The following is a 22,895-nucleotide window of genomic DNA, read 5'->3' as shown; positions in this document are numbered from 1 at the left end:
CGGGACCGCCGGTTCGCCGGCCGGGGGAGGCGGAGCAGGGAGGATGCGCCGATGTATGAGCTTTACTATTGGCCGGAGATCCAGGGGCGCGGCGAATTCGTGCGCTTGGCGCTGGAGGCCGCCGGTGCTCCCTACCGCGACGTGGCGCGCGGGGAGGGCGGGGTGGAGGCGATGATGCGCCTGCTGGAGGCGCCGGACGTCCGCACCCCGTCCTTCGCGCCGCCCTTCCTGCGCGACGGGGAGATTTTGGTGGGGCAGGTGGCAGCGATCCTGCATCATCTCGGGCCCAAGCTGGGGTTGGCACCCGACGACGCGGCCGGGCGGCTGTGGCTGCACCAGATCCAGCTGACCGTCACCGATTTCGTCGTCGAGATCCACGACACCCACCACCCCGTCGGCAACCGCTTCTACTACGAGGAGCAGAAGGCCGAGGCGCTGCGCCGCGCCGCGCAATTCCGCGAGGACCGCATCCCGAAGTTCCTGGGGTGGTTCGAGACGATCCTGACCCGCAACCCGGCGGGGCCGGAGCATCTTGTCGGCGACCGGCTGAGCCACGCCGACACCTCGCTGTTCCAACTGGTGGAGGGGTTGCGCTACGCCTTTCCCAGGACGATGGCCAGGATGGAGCCGGCTTGGCCGAAGACCGTCGCCCTGCACGACCGGGTGGCGGCGCTTCCCCGCATTCAGGCCTACTGCGGCTCCGGCCGCCGGATTCCCTTCAACGAGAACGGCATCTTCCGGGCCTATCCCGAACTGGACGGCTGAAGCCTTCCCCCAAGGGGTTCGGGGAGGCTTCCTCGGGGCGGCGCCATAAACACATAAGTCTGGTTATGGAAAATATTTTGCGCCTGCACACGGATGGTTGAAACTTGAACAGGAATAGGCATTCTGTGGGTGTTGGTCTGACCACTTCGTGCGCAGACCGGATCTTGCCGGATTTTTGACCACGGCCCAACATTGAAGTCGGCCGCCGACCCTGTCCACGCTCGTTCCGCCACGCTCGCCCCGAGGATACCGCCGCCCATGTCCGCCATCGTGCTCACCCAGGACGAATCCGAGAAGGACCACCCGCTGCGCGACGACATCCGTCTTCTCGGCCGCATCCTGGGCGACACCGTCCGCCGCCAGGAAGGCGAAGCCGTCTTCGACATCGTCGAGCGCATCCGCCAGACCTCGATCCGCTTCCACCGCGACGAGGACCAGGGCGCCCGGCGCGAGCTGGAAGGCATCCTGAACAGCCTGTCGCCGCCGCAGACGGCCCGCGTCGTCCGTGCCTACAGCTTCTTCTCGCACCTGTCGAACATCGCCGAGGACCAGCACCACATCCGCCGCACCCGCGCCCACGCGCTGGCCGGCTCGGCGCCGCGCGACGGCACCATGGCGCACGCGCTCGACGAGGCCCGCAAGGCCGGCGTCACCACCCAGCAGCTCCAGGATTTCTTCGCGACGGCGCTGGTCAGCCCGGTTCTGACCGCCCACCCGACCGAGGTGCAGCGCAAGAGCATCCTGACCGTGCAGATGGACCTCGCCCGCCTGCTGGCCGAGCGCGAGCGCGGCCCGATGACCGAGGAGGAGGAGCAGGCCAACCTCGAAGGGCTGGAACGCTCGGTCCTGACCCTGTGGCAGACCTCGATCCTGCGCTGGACCAAGCTGGCGGTGATCGACGAGGTCGCCAACGGGCTGACCTTCTACGACTACACCTTCCTGCGCGAGATGCCGCGCTTCTACGCGGCGCTGGAGGACCAGCTGCGCAAGATGGACCCGGCCTGGACCACGACCGAGCTGCCCTCCTTCGTGCGGATGGGAAGCTGGATCGGCGGCGACCGCGACGGCAATCCCTTCGTCACCGCCCCGGTGCTCCAGCAGGCCCTGCGCATGCAGAGCACGCGGGCGCTGCGCTTCTACCTGGACGAGCTGCACAGCCTGGGCGCCGAGCTGTCGCTCAGCACCCGCGTCATCGCCGTGTCGGAGCCGCTGCGCCAGCTCGCCGAGCGTTCCCCCGACACCTCGCCGCACCGCAGCCTGGAGCCCTACCGCCGCGCCATCTCCGGCATCTACGCCCGGCTGGCGGCGACCGCGAAGCAGCTCGACGGGCACGAGGCGGCGCGTCACGCGCTGGGCGACGCCCCGGCCTACGCCAACGCCGCCGAGCTGCGCGCCGACCTCGACATCCTCGACCGCTCGCTGACGGTCAACGGCTCGGCGGCGCTGGCCAAGGGACGGCTGCGCAGCCTGCGCCGGGCGGTCGACCTGTTCGGCTTCCACCTCGCCAGCGTCGACTTGCGCCAGAACTCCGACGTTCACGAGCGCACGGTGGCGGAGCTGCTGGCCTTCGCCGATCCGTCCGTCGATTACAAGGCGCTGCCGGAGGATGAGCGGATCGAGCGGCTGCTCGGCGAACTCGAGAGCAACCGCCCGCTGGCCTCGCCCTACGCCGATTATTCGGAGGAGACGAAGTCGGAGCTGGCGATCCTGCGCACCGCCGCCGACTGCCGCGCCCGCCTCGGCGCCGACGCGGTGGTGAACTGCGTCATCTCCAAGACCGACGGCGTGTCGGACATCCTGGAGGTCGCCGTCCTGCTGAAGGAGGCGGGGCTGCTGCGCCCGAAGGACGGCGCGCTCGACCTGAACATCGCGCCGCTGTTCGAGACCATCGGCGACCTGCGCAACAGCGCCGCCACCATGGACCGCCTGCTCTCCCTGCCCGTCTACCGCCGCTTCCTCGAGAGCCGCGGCGGCTTGCAGGAGGTCATGCTCGGCTATTCCGACAGCAACAAGGACGGCGGATTCCTGACCTCGGGCTGGGAGCTGTACAAGGCCGAGATCGCGCTGGTCGAGGTCTTCGCCCGGCACAAGGTGCGGCTGCGGCTGTTCCACGGCCGTGGCGGCTCGGTCGGCCGCGGCGGCGGCCCCAGCTATCAGGCGATCCTGGCCCAGCCGGCGGGCGCCGTGCAGGGCGCCATCCGCATCACCGAGCAGGGCGAGGTCATCGCCGGCAAATACTCGAACCCCGAGGTCGGCCGCCGCAACCTCGAGACGCTGGCCGCCGCGACCCTGGAGGCCACCCTCCTCCACCCGGAGGCCGCCGCGCCCTGCGAGGAGGTCTTCCTGGCGACGATGGAGGAGCTGTCGGCCCACGCCTTCAAGGCCTACCGCGGGCTGGTCTACGAGACCGAGGGATTCGAGACGTATTTCTGGGAATCGACGGTGATCGGCGAGATCGCCAACCTGAACATCGGCAGCCGCCCGGCCTCGCGCAAGAAGTCGACCAGCATCGAGGATCTGCGCGCGATTCCCTGGGTGTTCAGCTGGTCGCAATGCCGCCTGATGCTGCCGGGCTGGTACGGCTTCGGCTCCGCCGTCAAGGCGTGGCTGGCCGACCATCCGGAGAGCGGGCTGGAGCGGCTGCGGGCGATGCACCGCGACTGGGGATTCTTCCGCACGCTGCTGTCGAACATGGACATGGTGCTGGCCAAGTCGAACATCGCCATCGCGTCGCGCTACGCCGAGCTGGTGTCGGACCCGGCGCTGCGCGAGGCGATCTTCACCCGCATCCGCGCGGAGTGGCAGGACAGCATCGAGGCGCTGCTGGCGATCAGCGGGCAGCAGGCGCTGCTGGAAGGCAACCCGCTGCTGGCGCGCTCGATCCGCAACCGCTTCCCCTATCTGGACCCGCTCAACCACGTCCAGGTCGAGCTGCTGAAGCGCCATCGCGGCAACACCCCCGACACCGACACCGACGGGCAGATCGCCCGTGGCATCCATCTGACCATCAACGGCATCGCCGCCGGCCTGCGCAACAGCGGCTGAGGCGCTCCTCTGACCGGACGCGCCATGCGAGCCCTTCCCCCTTTTGCGGGAGAGGGGCCGATGCCGGCGCCCGTGACACTTCCGCAATGTCGGATTGCAGCGAAGCCCGCCCCAACTGGGGCGGGTTTTTCGTTGCGCCCCTGGACATTCCATATGGTGGAAACAAAAAGATGGCCTTGCCGATTGTCTTGACTCGGACAATCCCGGATTCGATTGTTGAAATCCATCTTGATTCGGTCCGGCGCCTCCGCTAGAAGAGCGCCCTCCACAGGAGGAATTGGTATGACCACTCGATCCCAGCAGCAAGAGCAGATGTCGCAACCGGCCAATGCGCGGCCGGACGGCAGCGGTGGCACGACCCAGGCCGGCGCGTCCGACGGCTTCGTCGGGGCGGCTTGTGGTGCCGGCGCCGGGGCGGCGATGATCTGGCAGCCGGTGACGGTGCGCGGCGACGGCCGCCGGAGCGGTCAGCGCGGCGGCCAATGAAACGTTGATCACGCCCGCCGCCGGTTCCTGACGCGCGCCTTCAGCGCGCGGCGGCGATCCGGCGGCGCAGGGTGCGTTCGAGCCGCCCGGCCTCGCGCAGCAACTCCGGCAGCAGGGCCTCGGCCTGGGCGCGCTCGCCCTGCCGGCCGGACACCTCCAGCCGCCACGCCAGATGCATGACCCGTGTCCCGCCGAAGCTGCCCGCCGTGCTGGACAAATCATGGGCCTCGCTGGCGAGCGCCCGCAGGTCGAGGTCGCCGGAAGCCATCGCCTCGCCCATCACCGTCAGCCGGCCGACCCGTCTGGTGATGTCGCCCAGGAAGCTGTCGATGATCCGGCCCAGGCTCTCCGGTCCGACGCTGTCCGCCAGTTCATTCAGGACTGCCTCGTCGATCACGTCGCCATCCGGCTCGGAGCCTGCCTCCCGAACGTCCGCCGACGGCGCCGCCTCGACCGGCGCTTCCGCCGCCGGCGACAGCCAGCGGTCGAGCGCCGCCACCAGCGTCGGCCGGCCGATCGGCTTGGTGATGTAGTCGTCCATTCCGGCGGCGAGGCATTCCTCGCGCGTGCCCGGCATGGCGTCGGCGGTCAGGGCGACGATCGGGACCGTGGCGCACGGCCCGCCCAGGGCACGGATCGCCCGCGCCGCGTCCAGCCCGTCCATGACGGGCATCTGCACGTCCATCAGGATCAGGTCGACGCCGCCGGCCATGGCGAGGGCAAGCGCCTGCCGGCCGTCCTCCGCCACCTCCACGTCGTAGCCCAGCCGTTGCAGCAGGGTGGTGGCGAAGAGCTGGTTGGTCCGGTTGTCCTCGGCCAGCAGGATGCGGCCGCGCCGCACCACGCCGTCCGCCTGCGCGGCGGGCGGCGCGGCTGGGGCCGGGCGCATCCCGTCGCCGAACAGCGTGGCGAGGCAGGACACCAGCGCGGCCTGCCGCAGCGGCTTGGTCAGGGTCGCGTCGGCGAGCCCACCCTCGCCGCTCCCGGCCCCCGGTCCCAGCGAGGTGACCAGAACCCGCTTGACCCGGCCCAGCCGGGGCCGCTCGGCCATCGCCGCCAGCAGCGCGTCGCCGCCCATCACCGGCATGGTCTGGTCGATCAGCGCGATGTCGAAGGGGCGCCCGGCGGCGGCGGCGCGCTCCAGCGCGTCGAGCGCTTCGAGCGCGCTGTCCACCGCCACGGTCTCGGCCCCCTGCCCCTCCAGCATGGAGGAAAGGACGCGGCGGTTGATCGCCAGATCGTCCACCACCAGGACACGCCGGCCCGCCAGCGATTGCGCGGCGGGTCCCTCCTCCGCGCCGACGCCGAGCGGGAGATCGACCTGGAAGCGGCTGCCGACGCCGGGGGTGCTCTCCACCGTGATGCCGCCGCCCATCAGCTCCGTCAGTTGCCGGCAGATCGCCAGCCCGAGGCCGGTGCCGCCATACCTGCGGGTGATCGAACCGTCGACCTGCTGGAACTTGCCGAACAGGGTGGGCAGCGCGTCGGCCGGGATGCCGATGCCGCTGTCGCTCACCGTGGCCCGCATCACCAGACGGTCGCCGCCGCTTTCCAGCGCCTCCAGTTCCACCGTCACGCTGCCGCGGTCGGTGAACTTGACGGCGTTGCCGACCAGATTGACCAGGATCTGGCGGATGCGCGTCGGATCGCCGACCAGCGTGCGGTGGAGCCGCGGGTCGATGAAGAAACCGATCTCGATCTCCTTCTCCCGCGCGCGGGGGGCCAGCAGCTCGACCACCCCCTCGACCAGATCGGCGGGGGCGAAGGGCAGCGCCTCGATGGAGACCTTGCCGGCCTCCAGCTTGGAGAAGTCGAGGATGTCGTTGACGATGGTCAGCAGCGCGTTGGCGGAGCTGCGCACCGCCTGGGCGAACTGGCGCTGCTCCGGCGTCAGCGGGGTGTCGAACAGAAGCTCGCTCATCCCCATGATGCCGTTCATCGGCGTGCGGATCTCATGGCTCATGGTGGCGAGGAAATCCGACTTGGCGCGGGTCGCCGCCTCGGCGGCGGAGCGCTGCCGGTCGGCGTCCTCGCGGGCGGCGTCGAGCCCCTCGGCCAGCGCGCACATGTCGGCGGCCTGGCGTTGCAGCTCGGCCTCGGCGCGCTTGTGCTCGGTGATGTCGGTGCGCGTGCCGACCAGGGCGCCGCCGGCCGTCCGCTTCTCCGCCACCCGGATCCAGCGCCCGTCGGCCAGCTGCCGCTCGAAGGGCTGGTCGGGCGCCCGGTGCCGGGCGAGTTCCCCCTGGATCCAGCTCTCGGAATCGGCGCGGCCGTCGGGGGCGCGGCCGAACTCCCCGTTGGCGATGCCGGCGCGCAGGATGGTCTCGAACGGCGCGCCGGGAACGATCGCGGGGGCGGTTCTTGGGTGCGCGGCGCGGTAGCGGCGGTTGCACAGGATCAGCCGGTCGTCGGAATCGTAGAGCACCAGCCCGTCGGGGATGGCGTCGATGGCGTCGGCGAGCGTCTGGCGGATCCGGCGCTGGTCCAGCAGCTCCACCACCAGCCGGGCGAGCTGCTCCAGCGTCTCGGCGTCCCGGTCGGCGAAATCCGAACGGGGAACGGTGTCGACGACGCACAGGGTGCCGAGCCGGCGGCCCGCGACCACCAGCGGCGCCCCGGCATAGAAGCGGACGCCCGGCTCGCCGGTCACCGCCGGGTGGGCGGCGAAGCGCGGATCCCGCGTGGCGTCGGGAACCATCATCACGTCGTGGCCGGCGATGGCGTGGGCGCAGAAGGCGAGGTTGCGCGGAGTCTCCGTCGCGTCGAGGCCGACGCGGCTCTTGAACCACTGGCGGTCGCGGTCGATCAGCGACACCAGGGCGATCGGCGTGCGGAAGACATGGGCGGCGAGCCGGGTGACGCCGTCGAAACCGGGCTCCGGCGGCGTGTCGAGGATGCAGCAGGCGTCCAGCACGCTCTGGCGCTCCGCCTCGTCGGGCAGGGTCGGAGGCAGGGTCGGACCGGCCGCCGCGTTCACGCCGCCCGCTCCTCGGACAGGCGCCATTGCTGGAGCTTGCGGTAGATGGTCGAGGGGCTGATCTCCAGCAGCAGGGCGGCGCGCGGCACGTCGTCGCCGGTCAGGCGCAGCGCCCGCTGGATCATCTCCTTCTCGACCCGCCACAGCGGCAGCACCGCGTCGCCGTCGGCCAGGCCGCCGCCGTCCGGCTGGCTGCCGTTCGCCGCCCGCGCCGACGGGGCGGCCCCCTGCGGCATCATCTGCGGCGGCAGCATGTCGAGCGTCACCCGAGGGCCGTCGTGCAGCACCGCCACGTTGCGCAGGACGTTCTGCAACTGGCGCACGTTGCCCGGCCAATCGTGGGCGCGCAGCCGCGCCTCGACCTCCGGCGCGAAGCCGGCGAGCGCCTTGCCCTCCTCGCGGGCGTAGTCGGTCAGCAGGGCGCGGGCGATCTCCACCACGTCCTCGCCGCGCTCGCGCAGCGGCGGCAGGGCCAGCGGGATGACGTGCAGGCGGTAATAGAGATCCTCGCGGAACCGCCCGCACTGAACCTCGCCCAGCGGGTCGCGGTTGGTGGCGGCGACGAAGCGGACGTCGACCCGCTGCTCCCGCCCGCTGCCGACCGGGGCGACGGTGCCGGTCTGCACGAAGCGAAGCAGCTTGCTTTGCAGGTCGATCGGCATCTCGCAGATCTCGTCGAGGAACAGCGTGCCGCCGTCGGCCAGCAGGGCCGCTCCCGGCCGGTCGCCGGTGGCGCCGGTGAAGGCCCCCTTCACATGGCCGAAGATCTCGCTTTCCAGCAGATCCTTGGGGATGGCGGCGCAGTTCAGCGCGACGAAGGCGCGGTCGCGGCGCGGGCTGGCGCGGTGGATGGCCTGGGCCGCCACCTCCTTGCCGGTGCCGCTCTCGCCGGTGATGAAGACGTTGGCGCGGCTGGCGGCGACGCTCTCGATGGTGCGGTAGACCGCCTGCATCTCCGGCGAGCCGCCGATGAAGCCGTGGAAGCGGCCGCGGTCGAGATCCTTGCGGTAGCCGGCGACGATGCTGGCCAGCGCCCGCCGCTCCAGCGCGTTGCGCAGGGTCAGCTTCAGCCGGTCGGCGTTGAAGGGCTTGACGATGAAGTCGAAGGCGCCCAGCCGCATCGCCTCCACCGCGATGTCGATCGAGCCGTGGGCGGTGACGATCACCACCGACACGCCGGGGTCGCGCGCCTGGAGCGCCTTCAGCACCTCCAGCCCCTCCATGTCGGGGAGCTTGAGGTCGAGCACCACCGCGTCGGGCGGGTCGGCTTCCGCAGCCGCCAGCGCGTCGCGCCCGGTCGTGACGTGGGTGACGGCGAGCGGTTCGGCGCGCAGGTACTCGACATACAGCGTCGCGAGCGGAAGCGTGTCCTCGATCAGCAGGATTCTGCGCTTGGGGGAAACTCGCGGCGATGCTGGCATGGCGTCGGTCGGTCCCGTTTCGGTGACGAAGTGTAGCGCGCGCGGCCGGTTGCAGCCAGACGCCCTTTTTACCATCCGTTGGTTAAGCGGACGTATCGATCAGGTCGGTGCGGCCGACCCGGCGCAGCGAAACCTCCAGCCGGGCGTCGTTCTCGCGGATCTCGCGCAGGGTCTTCAGCGTGTACTCGACATGCGCGGTCGCCGCCGCGTGGGCGCGGGCCGGGTCGCCGGTCAGCACCGCGTCGGCGATGTCCAGATGCTGGGCCAGCAGCAGGTCGCGCACGCCCTGGCGCGAGTAGAGGTCGGCGCGGTTGTAGAACACGTCGTTGCGCAGCATGTTGGACAGGGTCCGCATGATGTGCAGCATGACGATGTTGTGGGCCGCCTCGTAGATCGCCAGATGCAGGTCGGCGTCGGAGTCGGCCTCCTCCGAGCTGTCGTCCTTGCCGTGGGCGGCCTTCATGCGGGCGACGATGGCGCCGATGCCGGCGCGGTCGAGGTCGGTGGCGCGCTGGGCCGCCAGCATCGCCGCCTGCGCCTCGATCGAGCCGCGGAACTCCAGATAGTCGAAGGTCGTCTTTGGGTTGTTCTGGAGCAGCGCCACCAGCGGGTCGCCGATGTGCGAGAGGAACTGCGCGATGTGGGTGCCGTTGCGCCCGGTCACCAGCAGCCCGCGCTCCTCCAGCTTGGCGATGGCGTCGCGCAGCGAGGGGCGGGACACGTCGAGCTTGGCCGCCAGCTCGCGTTCGGCCAGCAGCTTCTCGCCCGGACGCAGCGCGCCCTCCAGGATCAGCTTTTCCAGATGCTCGGCAATGGCGTCGGCCAGCTTGGCGGGTTTGATCGTCCCCTGCATTGGGTAGGCGGTCCTTCTGCGCGTCTCGGTGTCTTCAATACCCCATGGATTCCAACAGCGTCCACTGCCGCCGCATCCCGGTGGCCCCACCCCCCTACGAAAGTGCATCGACCACCCAATGATTTTACCGTTGCACGGTATGGTCAAATCTTTTATCCAGCAAACGTCATATGGATAAGAGACGTCCAGACTGAGGTCCCCGGCGAAGGATTCTGTCCCGATCCGGTTCCTGGTCAAGGGTGTCCATCTGTTCTGGGGATAGGACGGACCCGCCGAGAAGGCGTTCCGCGTCGCCGCCGGTCCGGCGGCGGCGAACGCTGTTGGCTTGCCGCATGGCGGGCCGACCGACGACCGGCCTCCTCCCCGACTTTTCTAGGTCTGGAACCCACGCCCCTCGCGGAGGAAGCCCTCGGATGATCCGGTCCCGCACCCACGCCCCGATGAACGGCACGGCCCCGCCGGCGCCGTTCGCGCCGATGTGGGGGCCGGCCACGGCGCCGATGGTCGCCTTCGGGTTCTGATCGCGCCGCCGCCGGCCTTTGACGAGGGACGGCGCGGTCAAACTTTGAATGGAAGATAAAATGCAACCTTGGATGCAAGTCTATGATCCGGCGGGGAACCTGTGGGTTTCGGCGCTGGTCGCCGCGCTGCCGATCATCTTCTTCTTCGTCGCCCTGGCCTTCCTGCGGATGAAGGGGCATGTCGCGGCCACCATCACGGTCGCCATCGCGCTGCTCGTCGCCATCTTCTTCTACAAGATGCCGCTCGGCATGGGCTTCGCCTCGGCGGTCTACGGCTTCCTGTACGGGCTGTGGCCGATCGCCTGGATCATCGTCGGCGCCGTGTTCCTCTACAAGATCACGGTCAAGACCGGGCAGTTCGACATCATCCGCTCGTCGATCCTGTCGATCACCGAGGACCAGCGCCTCCAGATGCTGCTGGTCGGCTTCTCCTTCGGCGCCTTCCTGGAAGGCGCCGCGGGCTTCGGCGCGCCGGTCGCCATCACGGCGGCCCTGCTGGTCGGCCTCGGCTTCAACCCGCTCTACGCCGCCGGCCTCTGCCTGATCGCCAACACCGCCCCGGTGGCCTTCGGCGCCATGGGCATCCCGATGATCGTCGCCGGCCAGGTGACGGGTCTGGACGCCTTCAAGATCGGCCAGATGGCCGGCCGCCAGCTGCCGCTGCTCGCCGTGTTCGTGCCCTTCTGGATCGTCTTCATCATGGACGGCTTCCGCGGCGTGCGCGAGACGTGGCCGGCCGTGCTGGTGGCGGGCACCTCCTTCGCCGTCGGCGTGTTCTTCACCTCGAACTTCATCGGCCCCGAGCTGCCGGACATCACGTCGGCCCTGTTCAGCCTCGTCTGCCTGACGCTGTTCCTGAAGGTGTGGAAGCCCAAGCGCATCTTCCGCTTCGAGAACGCCGGCGCCATGGGCGCCCCTGTTCGCGGCCCGGCGGCCGCCTCGGTCGGCGCCATGGCCACCCCGGCCTCCGCGCTGGCCGGCAACGCCCCGGCCTACACGTCGGGTCAGGTGATCAAGGCGTGGTCGCCCTTCCTGGTCCTGACCGCCATCGTCACCGTGTGGAGCCTCGCCCCCTTCAAGGCGCTGTTCGCCAAGACCGGCGCGCTCGCCTCGACGGTGCTGTACTTCCCGGTCGAGGGGCTGCACCAGCTGGTGATGCGCGTCGCCCCGATCGTCGCCTCGCCCAAGCCCTACGACGCGGTCTACAAGCTGGACCTGCTGGCCGCCACCGGCACGGCGATCCTGCTGACCGCCATCGTCACCGTCTTCTTCCTGCGCATGAAGCCCTCGACGGCCGTCTCGACCTTCGGCGAGACGCTGTTGGAGCTGCGCCGCCCGATCTACTCGATCGGCATGGTGCTGGCCTTCGCCTTCATCGCCAACTACTCGGGCCTGTCCTCGACGCTGGCGCTGCTGCTGGCCGGCACGGGCAACGCCTTCCCGTTCTTCTCGCCGGTGCTGGGCTGGCTCGGCGTGTTCCTGACCGGGTCGGACACCTCGTCCAACGCGCTGTTCTGCGCCCTCCAGGCGACCACCGCGCAGCAGCTCGGCCTGTCGGACATCCTGATGGTCACCGCCAACACCACCGGCGGCGTCACCGGCAAGATGATCTCGCCGCAGTCCATCGCGGTGGCCTGCGCCGCCGTGGGTCTGGTCGGGCGCGAGGCGGACCTGTTCCGCTTCACCCTGAAGCACAGCCTGTTCTTCGTCGCCATCATCGGCGTGATCACGGTGCTCCAGGCCTACTACTTCCAGTGGATGATCCCCTGATCCTCCGCGACCGACTCTCCTGACTGCGGTCGGACGGGTTCGCCCGTCCGACCGGCCTTTTCCTTGAAGCCATCTCATTCCAGCCGAAGGAACCGGACCGATGCTGCCCGTCCCCTACGAGCGCGTGCTGACCGAGCTGCGGGAGTTCATGCCCGAAGCCCGCCTGATCACCGATCCGCTGCGGACGCTGGCCTACGGCACCGACGGCAGCTTCTACCGTCTCATTCCCAAGATCGTCGCCATCGTCGAGACCGAGGAGGAGGTCGTCCGCCTGCTGCGCGTGACGCGCGGGCACAAGGCGCCCGTCACCTTCCGCGCCGGCGGCACCAGCCTGTCGGGTCAGGCGGTCAGCGACAGCGTGCTCGTCCTGCTGGGCGACGGCTGGCGCGGCTGCGCGATCGCGCCCGACGCCGCGACGGTCACGCTCCAGCCCGGCGTCATCGGCGCCGAGGCCAACCGCAAGCTGGCGCCGCTGGGCCGCAAGATCGGTCCCGACCCGGCCTCCATCGCCACCGCCAAGATCGGCGGCATCGCCGCCAACAACGCCAGCGGCATGTGCTGCGGCACCGCGCAGAACACCTACCGGACGCTGGCCTCGATGCGGCTGGCGCTGGCCGACGGCACCGTGCTCGACACCGGCGACGCCAGCAGCCGCGCCGCCTTCTGGCGCAGCCACAAGCCCCTGCTCGACAGCCTGGCGGAGCTCGGCGCGCGGACCCGCGCCGACGAGCCCCTGGCCGAGCGCATCCGCAACAAGTTCCGCATCAAGAACACCACCGGCTACAGCCTGAACGCGTTGGTCGATTACGAGGATCCCATCGACATCCTCCAGCATCTGCTGGTCGGGTCGGAAGGGACGCTGGGCTTCATCTCCGCCATCACCCTGCACACGGTTCCGGAGCACGCCGACAAGGCGAGCGCCCTGCTGTTCTTCCCCGACATCGCCGAGGCCTGCCGCGCCGTCGCCCTGCTGAAGGCGACTCCGGTCTCGGCGGTGGAGCTGATGGACCGCGCCTCGCTGCGCTCCATCGAGGACAAGCCGGGCATGCCGCCGCAGATCAGGGGCTTCGGTCCGGACGTGGCCTGCCTGCTGGTCGAGACCCGCGCCGAGAGCCCGGCCGCGCTCGACGCCCAGCTCGCCGAGATCGCCGCCGTGCTGGCGACGACCGTCACCATCGGCGAGGGCGCCTTCACCACCGACGCCAAGGCCTGCGAGGGCTTCTGGAAGATCCGCAAGGGCCTGTTCCCGGCGGTCGGCGCGATCCGCGAACTCGGCACCACCGTCATCATCGAGGACGTCGCCTTCCCGCTGGAGCGGCTGGCCGAGGCGACGGTCGAACTCCAGGCGCTGTTCCTCAAGCACGGCTACAGCGAGGCCATCATCTTCGGCCACGCGCTGGAAGGGAACCTGCACTTCGTCTTCACCCAGGCCTTCGACACCGACGCCGAGGTCGACCGCTACCGCCAGTTCATGGACGACGTCTGCGCCATGGTGGTGCAGGGCTATGACGGCTCGCTGAAGGCCGAGCACGGCACCGGCCGCAACATGGCCCCCTTCGTCGAGATGGAGTGGGGGCCGCAGGCCTACGGCCTGATGAAGGAGATCAAGGCGCTGTTCGATCCGGAGGGGCTGCTGAACCCCGGCGTGATCCTGAACGGCGACCCCGAGGCGCATCTCAAGAACCTCAAGCCGATGCCGCCGGCCCACCCGCTGGTCGACACCTGCATCGAGTGCGGCTTCTGCGAGCCGACCTGCCCGTCGCACAAGATGACGCTGTCGCCGCGCCAGCGCATCGTCGGCTGGCGCGAGATCTCCCGCCTGACCCGCGACGGCGCCGACCCGGCCCGGCTGGCGGCGCTGAGCGACGCCTACGACTACCAGGGCATCGACACCTGCGCGGCCTGCGGCCTGTGCTCCACCGCCTGCCCGGTCGGCATCGAGACGGGGCTGCTGATCAAGGCGCTGCGCGGCCAGAATCGCGGCGCCGTCGCCCGGAAGGTCGGTGATTTCGTCGCCGACCACATGGGGGGCGTGCTGGGCGTGGCGCGCACCGGCCTGCGGCTGGCCGACCTCGCCCGCCGCGTCGCCGGTCCGGAAGCGGTCAGCACCGCCGCCCGCGCGCTGACCGCCGGCCATCTGCCCGGCCTGCCGCGCAACATGCCGACTCCGGTCCGCTTCACGCCGCTGGCGGAGAAGGCGGCGGAGAGCCAGCCGGCGGCCCAACCTGCTGTCGTCTACATCCCGAGCTGCGTCAGCCGCACCATGGGCCCGTCGGCCGGGGATCCGGAGCAGGTCCCGCTGCCCGAGAAGGTCGAGGGGCTGATGCGCAAGGCCGGCTTCCGGGTGATCTACCCGGAGGAGCTGTCCTCGCAATGCTGCGGCATGTCGCTGGAGAGCAAGGGCCTCGCCGACCAGGCCGACGCCAAGGCCGACGCGATGCTGGCGGCGCTCGCCAAGGCCAGCGGCAACGGCGCGCTGCCCATCGTGATGGACACCAGCCCCTGCGCCTTCCGCCTGAAGAAGCGGGCGGCCGAGAGCGGCCTCGGGATCCTCGACATCGCCGAGTTCCTGCACCTCCACGCCCTGCCCCGCCTCGACATCGTCAGGAGCGATGAGCCGGTCGTCCTGCACCTGACGTGCAGCACGCGCCGCATGGGGTTGGACTCCACGCTGACCGCCATCGCCAGGACCTGCTCCAGCAAGGTGGTGGTGCCCGAGGATGTGGGGTGCTGCGGCTTCGCCGGCGACAAGGGCTTCTCGACGCCGGAACTCAACGCCCACGCGCTGCGCCACCTGAAGAAGGACGTGCCGGCGGGGGCCAGCTCCGGCTACTCGACCAGCCGCACCTGCGAGATCGGCCTGTCGGACCACGCCGGCCTGCCCTACCGCTCGATCGTCTACCTCGTCGACGCCTGCTCGCGCCCCAAGGCCGCCACGGCCCCGGCCGCCCGCGCGCCCGAACCCGCCTTCTGACAGGACACCGTGCAATGACCACCGCCACCGCGCCCCAGCCGACCCCGCCCCGGCCGAGCAAGGTCTATTTCTTCGGAACCTGTCTGGTCGATCTGTTCTATCCCGAGGCCGGCATGGCCGGCATGGAGCTGCTGAAGGCCCAGGGACTGACCGTGGTCTTCCCGCAGGGGCAGAGCTGCTGCGGCCAGCCGGCCTACAACTCCGGCTACCGCGACGAGGCGCTCAAGGTCGCCCGCGCCCAGCTCGACCTGTTTCCCGAGGATCTGCCCATCGTGGTGCCCTCGGGCTCCTGCGCCGGCATGATGAGGAAGCACTGGCCCCACCTGTTCCACGGCGAGCCCGACGAGGCGAAGGCGGTGAACGTCTCGTCCCGCGTCTGGGAGCTGACGCAGTTCCTCGTCCAGGTCCTCGACGTCAGGCTGGAGGACAAGGGCGAGCCGATGCGCGTCACCTGGCACGCCTCCTGCCACGCCCAGCGCGAGATGGGCGTGGTCGAGGAACCGAAGGCGTTGCTGCGCCAGCTCGCCAACGTCGAGCTGGTCGAGCTGAAGCGCGAGAAGGAATGCTGCGGCTTCGGCGGCACCTTCGCCGTCCGCCACCCGGAGATCTCGGCGGCGATGGTCGGCGACAAGGTGGCGGACATCGAGCAGACCGGCGCCAGGCGGGTGGTGTCGGGCGACTGCGGCTGCCTGCTGAACATCAACGGCGCGTTGGAGGGCGGGCGCAAGCCGGTCCAGGGCCAGCACATCGCCCAGTTCCTGAAGGAGCGCCTCCATGGCTGAGCATCCCCCCCAGGCCGTGAACTTCGCCGCCGCGTCGAAGGCGGCGCTGCTCGACCCGCAGCTTCGCGGCAACTTCCGCCGGGCCATGGACGGCCTGATGAGCAAGCGCGCCGTCCAGTTCGCCGACGCCAAGGAGTGGCACGACATGCGGGCGCTGGCGGCCAGCGTGCGGCTGCGCACGCTCGCCAAGCTGCCGGAACTGCTGGAGACGCTGGAAGCGAACTGCACCCGCAACGGCATCCAGGTGCATTGGGCCTCGACCACCGCCGAGGCCAACGCCATCGTGCTGGGCATCATGAAGCGCGTCGACGCCAAGCTCGCCGTCAAGGGCAAGTCGATGGTGACGGAGGAGATGCACCTCAACGCCTTCCTGGAGCAGCACGGCATCGAGGCGCTGGAGGCCGATCTCGGCGAGTACATCGTCCAGCTCGACGGCACCATGCCGTCGCACATCATCATGCCGGCGATCCACCTGAACACCAAGCAGATCGCCCACCTGTTCAAGCGCAAGATCAAGGAGGCGGAGAGCATCGAGGACGCCGCCTACCTGACCGATCTGGCGCGGCGCATCCTGCGCAAGAAGTTCATGACCGCCGACGTCGGCATGTCCGGCGTCAACGCGGCGGTGGCCGAGACCGGCACGCTCTGCCTGATCGAGAACGAGGGCAACGGCCGCATGTGCACCACGGTGCCGCCGGTCCACATCGCCTTCATGGGGCTGGAGAAGGTGGTCGAGCATCTGGAGGACGTGCCGCCGGTCATCAGCCTGCTGCCGCGTTCCGCCACCGGCCAGCCGATCACCACCTACGTCAACATGATCACCTCGCCGCGCAAGGAGGGCGAGCTGGACGGCCCGCGCGAGATCCATCTGGTGATCCTCGACAACGGGCGGTCGTCGGTCTACGCCGACCCGGAGCTGCGCGACACGCTGCGCTGCATCCGCTGCGGCGCCTGCATGAACCACTGCCCGGTCTACACCAAGGTCGGCGGCCACGCCTACGAGGCGCCCTACCCCGGCCCGATCGGCAAGATCCTGGTGCCGCAGATGGAGGGTCTGGCCAAGCGCGGCGAGATGCCCCACGCCTGCACCATGTGCAACGCCTGCGTCGAGATCTGCCCGGTCCGGATTCCCATCGTCGAGATCATGGGCCGGCTGCGCGTCGAGGCGGTGCGCCCCGGCGACGCGGTGAAGGATGCCGGCGCCCAGGCCAGCAAGGCCGAGGCGATGGTGTGGAAGGGCTGGGCGGCGATGAACGCCTCGCCGACCGCCTACAAGATCGCGACCATGGCGATGAGCAAGCTCGGCAACGCGGCGCCCACGGGGCTGCCGCTGCTGAAGGAATGGACCAGCGTGCGGGCCAAGCCGCGCTTCGCGTCGCGCACGCTCCATGATCTGGCCCGCGAGAAGGGGATTCCCGATGTCTGACGCCCGTTCGGCCATCCTGGCCAAGCTGCGGACCAACCGCGACGCCCATCCGGTGACACCGCCGCCGTCCGACACCACCGTGCTGGCCGAGAAGCGCTGGGCGCCGGAGGAGCGGCTCCCCCGCATCCGCCGCCTGATGGAGGCGGTGCACACCGAGTTCCTGGAGGCGACCGAGGCCGATTGGTCCGTCGTGGTGCGGGAGTTCCTGGTGCGCGAAGGGGCGGCGACCCTGCTCTACGCCCCGGCGACGCCGGATGGCGCCACTCTCGCCTCCGCTTTTCCCCCCTCTCCCCCCCGGGGAGAGGGTCGGGGTGAGGGAAACCTAACCCTCGTCCCCTACGACCGTCCGGTCGAGGCCTTCAAGGAACGGCTCTTCGAGGGCATCGACGCCGGCCTCACCTCCACGCTGGGCGCCATCGCCGAGACCGGCAGCCTGATCCTGTGGCCGAGCGTCGAGGAGCCGCGCCTGCTCTCGCTCGTTCCCCACATCCATGTGGCGCTGCTGCGCGCCGACGCGCTGTACGACACCTTCTGGCAGGCGATGCGCGACAACCGCTGGGCCGAGGGCATGCCGACCAACGCGCTGCTGATCTCCGGCCCCAGCAAGACGGCCGACATCGAGCAGACGCTGGCCTACGGCGTCCACGGTCCGAAGCGGCTGATCGTCGTCGTCATCCGCTAGGAGGCCGCTGACAAGCGGTCCGCCGACACGTTGATCCATCATGACCGCCGGTGCGCCTCCGCGCGCCTGCCCCTCGCGCCTGCCCCTCGCGCCTGCCCGCCCTCTCGCCCATCTTCGAGGACCCGCGCCATGCCGACGCCCGCCTTCCGCAAACTCCTGGTCGCCAACCGCGGCGAGATCGCCATCCGCGTGCTGCGGGCGGCCACCGAACTCGGCATTCCCACCGTCGCGGTCTATTCCACCGAGGACCGCTTCGCGCTGCACCGCTTCAAGGCCGACGAGAGCTACCGCATCGGCGAGGGCAAGGGGCCGATCGAGGCCTATCTCGACATCGACGCCATCATCGCCGTCGCCCTCCAGACCGGCGCCGACGCCATCCACCCCGGCTACGGCTTCCTGTCGGAGAATCCGGCCTTCGCCGACGCCTGCGCCGCCAACGGCATCACCTTCGTCGGCCCGTCGCCGGACACCATGCGGCTGCTCGGCAACAAGGTGGCGGCCCGCAACCTCGCCGTCTCGGCCGGCGTGCCGGTGATGCCCGCCACCGGCGCCCTGCCCGACGACCCGGCCGAGACCGCGCGCCTGGCCGGGGAGGTCGGCTACCCGCTGATGCTGAAGGCGAGCTGGGGCGGCGGCGGGCGCGGCATGCGCGTCGTCGAGACGGCGAAGGACCTCCCCGACCTTGTCGCGGCCGCGCGGCGCGAGGCCCAGGCCGCCTTCGGCAACGGCGAGGTCTATCTGGAGAAGCTGGTCCGCCGCGCCCGCCACGTCGAGGTGCAGATCCTCGGCGATGCCGCCGGCAACCTCGTCCACCTGTTCGAGCGCGACTGCACCGTCCAGCGCCGCAACCAGAAGGTCGTCGAGCGCGCCCCGGCCGTCTACCTGACCACCGACGAGCGGCTCGGCCTGTGCGACGCCGCGCTGAAGCTGGCCCGCGCCGCCGGCTACCGCAACGCCGGCACGGTGGAGTTCCTGATGGACGCCGACAGCGGCGCCTTCTACTTCATCGAGGTCAACCCGCGCGTCCAGGTCGAGCACACGATCACCGAGGTCGTCACCGGCATCGACATCGTGAAGGCGCAGATCCGCATCGCGGCCGGCGCCCTGATCGGCGGCGGCGCCAGCGGCGTTCCGGAACAGCGCGACATCCGCCTGACCGGCCACGCCATCCAGTGCCGGATCACCACCGAGGATCCGGACAACAGCTTCATCCCGGACTACGGCCGCATCACCGCCTATCGCGGCGCCAACGGCTTCGGCATCCGGCTCGACGGCGGCACCGCCTTCTCGGGCGCGCTGATCACCCGCCATTACGACAGCCTGCTGGAAAAGGTCGTCTCCTGGGCGCCGACGCCCGAGGAGGCCATCGCCCGCATGGACCGCGCGCTGCGCGAGTTCCGCATCCGCGGCGTGGCGACCAACCTCGCCTTCCTGGAGGCGCTGATCGACCACCCGCAGTTCCGTGGCGGCACCTACACCACCCGCTTCATCGACACCACGCCCGAACTGTTCCAGCGCGAGCCGCGCCGCGACCGCGCCACCCGGCTGCTGACCTTCCTGGCCGACGTCATGGTCAACGGCAACCCCGAGCTGAAGCCCGGCGCCCACCCCCGCCCGGCCGAACCCAAGGCCCCGCCGGTCGGCCGCGTCGCCCCGCCGCCCGGCCTGAAGCAGACGCTCGCCGCCGAGGGCGCCGAGGCCGTCGCCCGCTGGATGAAGGCGCAGACCCGCACGCTGGTCACCGACACCAGCATGCGCGACGCCCACCAGTCGCTGCTGGCGACCCGCGTGCGCAGCCACGACCTGCTGGCGGTGGCGCCGGCCTACGCCCGGCTGCTGCCCGATCTGTTCTCGGTCGAATGCTGGGGCGGGGCGACCTTCGACGTCGCCATGCGCTTCCTCAGGGAGGACCCGTGGGAGCGGCTCGACGGCCTGCGCGCCGCCATGCCGAACCTGCTGCTGCAAATGCTGCTGCGCGCGTCGAACGCGGTCGGCTACGCCAACTACCCCGACAACGTGGTGCGCCACTTCGTCCAACAGGCGGCGGCCGGCGGCATCGACGTCTTCCGCGTCTTCGACAGCCTGAACTGGGTCGGGAACATGCGCGTCGCCATCGACGCGGTGCGCGAGACCGGGGCGCTGTGCGAGGCGGCGATCTGCTACACCGGCGACCTGCTCGACCCGGCGCGGCCGAAATACGACCTGCGCTATTACGTGAGCCTCGCCAAGGAGCTGGAGGCGGCCGGCGCCCACATCCTCGGCATCAAGGACATGGCCGGCCTGTGCAAGCCGGCCGCCGCCTCGCTGCTGGTGCGCACGCTGAAGGAGGAGGTCGGGCTGCCGATCCACTTCCACACCCACGACACCTCGGGCGCCAGCGCCGCCAGCGTGCTGGCCGCCGTCGAGGCCGGGGTGGACGCGGTGGACGCGGCGATGGACAGCCTGTCCGGCCTGACCTCGCAGCCGCCGCTGGGCTCCATCGCGGCGGCGCTGCGCCACACGCCGCGCGACACCGGGCTCGACGCCGAGGCGATCCGCCGGATCGGCCATTACTGGGAGGAGGTTCGCGCCGCCTACGCGCCCTTCGAGAGCGCGATCCGCTCCGGTTCCTCGGAGGTCTACTGGCACGAGATGCCGGGCGGGCAATACACGAACCTGCGCGAGCAGGCGCGCTCGCTGGGCATCGAGGAGCATCACTGGGACGACGTGGTGCGCGCCTACGCCACGGTGAACCGGCTGTTCGGCGACATCGTGAAGGTGACGCCGACCTCCAAGGTGGTCGGCGACATGGCGCTGGTGATGGTGACCGGCGGGTTGAGCGAGGACGACATCCTCGACCCCGCGAAGGAGATCGCCTTCCCGGAATCGGTCGTCCAGCTCATGCGGGGCGAGTTGGGCCAGCCGCCGGGCGGCTTCCCCGACGCCTTGCAGCGCAAGGTTCTGAAGGGCGAGGCGCCGCTGACGGTGCGGCCCGGCGCCATCCTGCCGCCGGCCGACCTGGAGGCCGAGCGCGCCGCCGTCGCCGCGAAGCTCGGCCTGGTGATCGACGACCGGCAGCTCGCCTCGCACCTGATGTACCCGAAGGTGTTCGCCGACTTCTGCCAGCACCGCAAGACGCACGGCGACGTGTCGGTGCTCTCCACGCCGGTGTTCTTCCACGGCCTGTTGCAGGGCGAGGAGACCGGCGTCGAGCTGGAGCCGGGCAAGGCGCTGCTGATCCGCTATCTGGCGACCGGCGAGGCCGACGAGGAGGGCCGCCGCGCGGTGTTCTTCGAGCTGAACGGCCAGCCGCGCACCATCAAGGTCAGCGACCGCAAGGTGGCCCCGGCCCGCGCCGCCCACCCGAAGGCGGAGGACGGCAACCCGTCCCATGTCGGCGCCCCGATGCCCGGCCTCGTCACCGGCATCCTGGTCCAGCCGGGCCAGGCGGTGGAGGCCGGCGACGCGCTGCTGTCGCTGGAGGCGATGAAGATGGAGACCACGGTGCGCGCCGAGCGGGCCGGCACGGTCGAGCGCATCGTCGCCCAGCAGGGCCGCAACGTCGAGACCAAGGACCTGCTGCTGGTGCTGGCGTGATGGAGCGGCGCACCCTCGCGGAGGAGCCGGCGCGGCTCTACGAGGCGATCCTGCATCTGCGGCGCCTCGGCCATCAGGTGCGCCGCCACCCCGGCCCGCACGAGAAGGGCGCCGCCCGGCATCTGCTGGACGGCGCCCCGGTGAGCGACTCGGCGCTTCTGGAACTCGCCATGACCCGCTTCCGCCGCGCGGCGCGGGCCATGGGGCGGTAGGACGGCGGACGTGCGGTGCCGCCCCCATCGCAACTTGCGATGTTTTGGCTGGTGAATGGCGCGGCTCACGATTCCCGCCGCTTTTCTTACCACTTTGGAGCGGGCACACTGCGTCCCGAGACGGGCGGATGGGCCTCCCGTCCGGGAAATCGTCGCTCAAGGTTTCGATGCGCCGATCATGCCGGACATGGCCGCCCGCCACATGGGGGAGACGGGGTTGATGCAGCGGGTTCGCACAGGGGCCACGGCATGGATGGCGGCGTTGGTGGCGGCTTCGGGAGCGGCGCTGCTGTCGGGTTGCGCGCTTGATCCGGCCGGGCTGGCGATCGGGGCGATGAACGCGGCGAGCATGCCGTCGGAGGCGTCGCTGGTGGCCGACACGGTTCCCTCCTACCGGGGCACGGACTGCCAGACGCTGGCGACGCAGCTGCGATGGCACAGCGACCAACTGCGCTCGGTGGATCCGGCGTACCGTGAGGCGGTGGTGGTCAACGTCAAGGCGGTGCGCCAAGTCATGGCGGAGCAGCGCTGTGCGGCGGCGGACACGGGAGCGGTGGCGGGTGCCGGTGGTGCGTCGCCGGCACCGGCGGTGGCGAACGAACCGCAGGGGGCGATGGGGGCGGCCGTCGGCCCGTTGACGGCCGAGCTGGCGCGGGCCGTGGGGCTGGAGGCGCCGCGTGGTCTGCTGGTGACGGAGTTGATGCCGGGCCGGGCGGCCGAGCTTTCGGGCATCCGGAGCGGCGACGTGATCCTGGAGGTGCGTGGCGTCGCGGTGGGCGATGCGGCGCAGATTCGCCGCGCTCTGGGCGTGGTGCCCGACGGGCAGAGTGTGCTGGTGAAGCTGTGGCGCGCCCGCGAGCTGCGCGAGCTGATCGTTGGCCCCATCGCCAGCAGCACCCCGGCGCTGCCGCCGGGCGCGGTGTATGCCGATGCGCCGGTCCTGGCCCCGGCACCGGAGCGCGAGCGCTACTGCGTGGCGCAGCTGGCGACCTCCAGCTTCTTCACGAGCGGCGTGCGCTCGCCGCTGCTCACGGTGCGCAACGACGGCAGCGAGGGCGAGAGCGCCAAACTGGTGGCCGCCTTCCAACTGGCGGCGCAGAAGGCCCAGCCCGGCAAATGGCTGGCGCCGCTTCGGCGGCTGAACTGCAACCGGGATTCGAAGGTGTGCTCGTCGGTCAGCGCGGACGCCGAGGTGCTGCTGATGCTGTGCGAGACGGAGCGCGAGAAGGGCGCGGCGGTGTACGAATCGCTGCGGCAGAGCAAGCCGCTGACGGAGTTGGCCTGGTCGCCGCCGGCGCCGTGAGGCGGAACCGGCGGGCAGGCAACTCCTGGGTAATGGTTCGCGGTCGTGAATGCCCGGCGCAAGGCCGGGCATACGAAGGGAGACGTGGAGCCGGTCGCCCCG

General features: G+C 70.5%; 14 protein-coding genes. 11 read left to right on the top strand and 3 right to left on the bottom strand.

Features of this window, described 5'->3' with window-relative positions; all coding sequences use genetic code 11:
- Positions 1–51 precede the first annotated feature (51 nt).
- The 3 genes from J2847_RS08655 to J2847_RS08645 all read left to right on the top strand — a co-directional run bounded on the left by J2847_RS08655 (position 52) and on the right by J2847_RS08645 (position 4,296).
- On the top strand, positions 52–765 hold the full coding sequence (locus J2847_RS08655) for a glutathione S-transferase (protein ID WP_209778624.1): 714 nt from the start codon (positions 52–54) through the stop codon (positions 763–765).
- Positions 766–1,023: 258 nt separating this feature from the next.
- Entirely contained in the window at positions 1,024–3,810 is a 2,787-nt protein-coding gene (gene ppc / locus J2847_RS08650) for a phosphoenolpyruvate carboxylase (RefSeq protein ID WP_209778623.1), read from the top strand.
- A gap of 282 nt (positions 3,811–4,092) precedes the next feature.
- Positions 4,093–4,296: a hypothetical protein gene (locus tag J2847_RS08645; protein ID WP_209778622.1), complete on the top strand. Its 204-nt coding sequence runs from the start codon at positions 4,093–4,095 to the stop codon at positions 4,294–4,296.
- A 40-nt stretch (positions 4,297–4,336) separates the two neighbouring features.
- Here the strand turns inward: J2847_RS08645 and J2847_RS08640 are convergent, their stop codons facing one another.
- The 3 genes from J2847_RS08640 to J2847_RS08630 form a co-directional block, all read right to left on the bottom strand.
- On the bottom strand, positions 4,337–7,273 hold the full coding sequence (locus tag J2847_RS08640) for a hybrid sensor histidine kinase/response regulator (RefSeq protein ID WP_325169349.1): 2,937 nt from the start codon (positions 7,271–7,273) through the stop codon (positions 4,337–4,339).
- Positions 7,270–8,694: a sigma-54-dependent transcriptional regulator gene (locus tag J2847_RS08635; protein ID WP_209778620.1), complete on the bottom strand. Its 1,425-nt coding sequence runs from the start codon at positions 8,692–8,694 to the stop codon at positions 7,270–7,272. The genes J2847_RS08640 and J2847_RS08635 overlap by 4 nt, the downstream gene beginning before the upstream one ends.
- Before the next feature lie 82 nt (positions 8,695–8,776).
- On the bottom strand, positions 8,777–9,547 hold the full coding sequence (locus J2847_RS08630) for an FCD domain-containing protein (RefSeq protein ID WP_209778619.1): 771 nt from the start codon (positions 9,545–9,547) through the stop codon (positions 8,777–8,779).
- A 581-nt stretch (positions 9,548–10,128) separates the two neighbouring features.
- On the opposite strand from J2847_RS08630, the gene lldP reads away from it, so the two are divergent.
- From lldP to J2847_RS08590, 8 genes are all read left to right on the top strand, one after another.
- On the top strand, positions 10,129–11,838 hold the full coding sequence (gene lldP / locus J2847_RS08625) for an L-lactate permease (RefSeq protein ID WP_209778618.1): 1,710 nt from the start codon (positions 10,129–10,131) through the stop codon (positions 11,836–11,838).
- Between the two features lie 100 nt (positions 11,839–11,938).
- A complete protein-coding gene (locus tag J2847_RS08620) occupies positions 11,939–14,812 on the top strand; it encodes an FAD-binding and (Fe-S)-binding domain-containing protein (RefSeq protein WP_209778617.1) in 2,874 nt (957 codons plus the stop codon).
- 14 nt (positions 14,813–14,826) lie between these two features.
- Positions 14,827–15,594 (top strand): (Fe-S)-binding protein, encoded by a 768-nt coding sequence (locus J2847_RS08615; RefSeq protein WP_209778616.1) that lies wholly within the window; start codon positions 14,827–14,829, stop codon positions 15,592–15,594.
- Complete coding sequence (locus tag J2847_RS08610; RefSeq protein ID WP_209778615.1) at positions 15,587–17,020, top strand: LutB/LldF family L-lactate oxidation iron-sulfur protein; 1,434 nt, start codon at positions 15,587–15,589, stop codon at positions 17,018–17,020. The genes J2847_RS08615 and J2847_RS08610 overlap by 8 nt, the downstream gene beginning before the upstream one ends.
- A complete protein-coding gene (locus tag J2847_RS08605) occupies positions 17,013–17,702 on the top strand; it encodes a LutC/YkgG family protein (protein ID WP_209778614.1) in 690 nt (229 codons plus the stop codon). Before J2847_RS08610 ends, J2847_RS08605 begins: the two co-directional genes overlap by 8 nt.
- Positions 17,703–17,831: 129 nt before the next feature.
- Positions 17,832–21,278 carry a pyruvate carboxylase gene (locus J2847_RS08600; RefSeq protein ID WP_209778613.1) on the top strand — a complete coding sequence of 1,149 codons (3,447 nt, stop codon included), beginning with the start codon at positions 17,832–17,834 and terminating at the stop codon, positions 21,276–21,278.
- Positions 21,278–21,490 carry a hypothetical protein gene (locus J2847_RS08595; RefSeq protein ID WP_209778612.1) on the top strand — a complete coding sequence of 71 codons (213 nt, stop codon included), beginning with the start codon at positions 21,278–21,280 and terminating at the stop codon, positions 21,488–21,490. The genes J2847_RS08600 and J2847_RS08595 overlap by 1 nt, the downstream gene beginning before the upstream one ends.
- A gap of 220 nt (positions 21,491–21,710) precedes the next feature.
- Positions 21,711–22,793, top strand: coding sequence for a PDZ domain-containing protein (locus J2847_RS08590; RefSeq protein ID WP_209778611.1), 1,083 nt, complete (start codon positions 21,711–21,713; stop codon positions 22,791–22,793).
- Positions 22,794–22,895: the final 102 nt, after the last annotated feature.

The organism is Azospirillum agricola (assembly GCF_017876095.1).
GTDB lineage: Bacteria > Pseudomonadota > Alphaproteobacteria > Azospirillales > Azospirillaceae > Azospirillum > Azospirillum agricola.
This window is presented reverse-complemented; position numbering and strand designations above follow the sequence as displayed.

Excerpts from the sequence above, each read along its gene's own strand:
- J2847_RS08655 (WP_209778624.1), top strand. The coding sequence starts at position 52 with ATGTATGAGCTTTACTATTGGCCGGAGATCCAGGGGCGCGGCGAATTC.
- ppc (WP_209778623.1), top strand. The coding sequence starts at position 1,024 with ATGTCCGCCATCGTGCTCACCCAGGACGAATCCGAGAAGGACCACCCG.
- J2847_RS08645 (WP_209778622.1), top strand. The coding sequence starts at position 4,093 with ATGACCACTCGATCCCAGCAGCAAGAGCAGATGTCGCAACCGGCCAAT.
- J2847_RS08635 (WP_209778620.1), bottom strand. The coding sequence starts at position 8,694 with ATGCCAGCATCGCCGCGAGTTTCCCCCAAGCGCAGAATCCTGCTGATC.
- J2847_RS08630 (WP_209778619.1), bottom strand. The coding sequence starts at position 9,547 with ATGCAGGGGACGATCAAACCCGCCAAGCTGGCCGACGCCATTGCCGAG.
- lldP (WP_209778618.1), top strand. The coding sequence starts at position 10,129 with ATGCAACCTTGGATGCAAGTCTATGATCCGGCGGGGAACCTGTGGGTT.
- J2847_RS08620 (WP_209778617.1), top strand. The coding sequence starts at position 11,939 with ATGCTGCCCGTCCCCTACGAGCGCGTGCTGACCGAGCTGCGGGAGTTC.
- J2847_RS08615 (WP_209778616.1), top strand. The coding sequence starts at position 14,827 with ATGACCACCGCCACCGCGCCCCAGCCGACCCCGCCCCGGCCGAGCAAG.
- J2847_RS08610 (WP_209778615.1), top strand. The coding sequence starts at position 15,587 with ATGGCTGAGCATCCCCCCCAGGCCGTGAACTTCGCCGCCGCGTCGAAG.
- J2847_RS08605 (WP_209778614.1), top strand. The coding sequence starts at position 17,013 with ATGTCTGACGCCCGTTCGGCCATCCTGGCCAAGCTGCGGACCAACCGC.
- J2847_RS08600 (WP_209778613.1), top strand. The coding sequence starts at position 17,832 with ATGCCGACGCCCGCCTTCCGCAAACTCCTGGTCGCCAACCGCGGCGAG.
- J2847_RS08595 (WP_209778612.1), top strand. The coding sequence starts at position 21,278 with ATGGAGCGGCGCACCCTCGCGGAGGAGCCGGCGCGGCTCTACGAGGCG.
- J2847_RS08590 (WP_209778611.1), top strand. The coding sequence starts at position 21,711 with ATGCAGCGGGTTCGCACAGGGGCCACGGCATGGATGGCGGCGTTGGTG.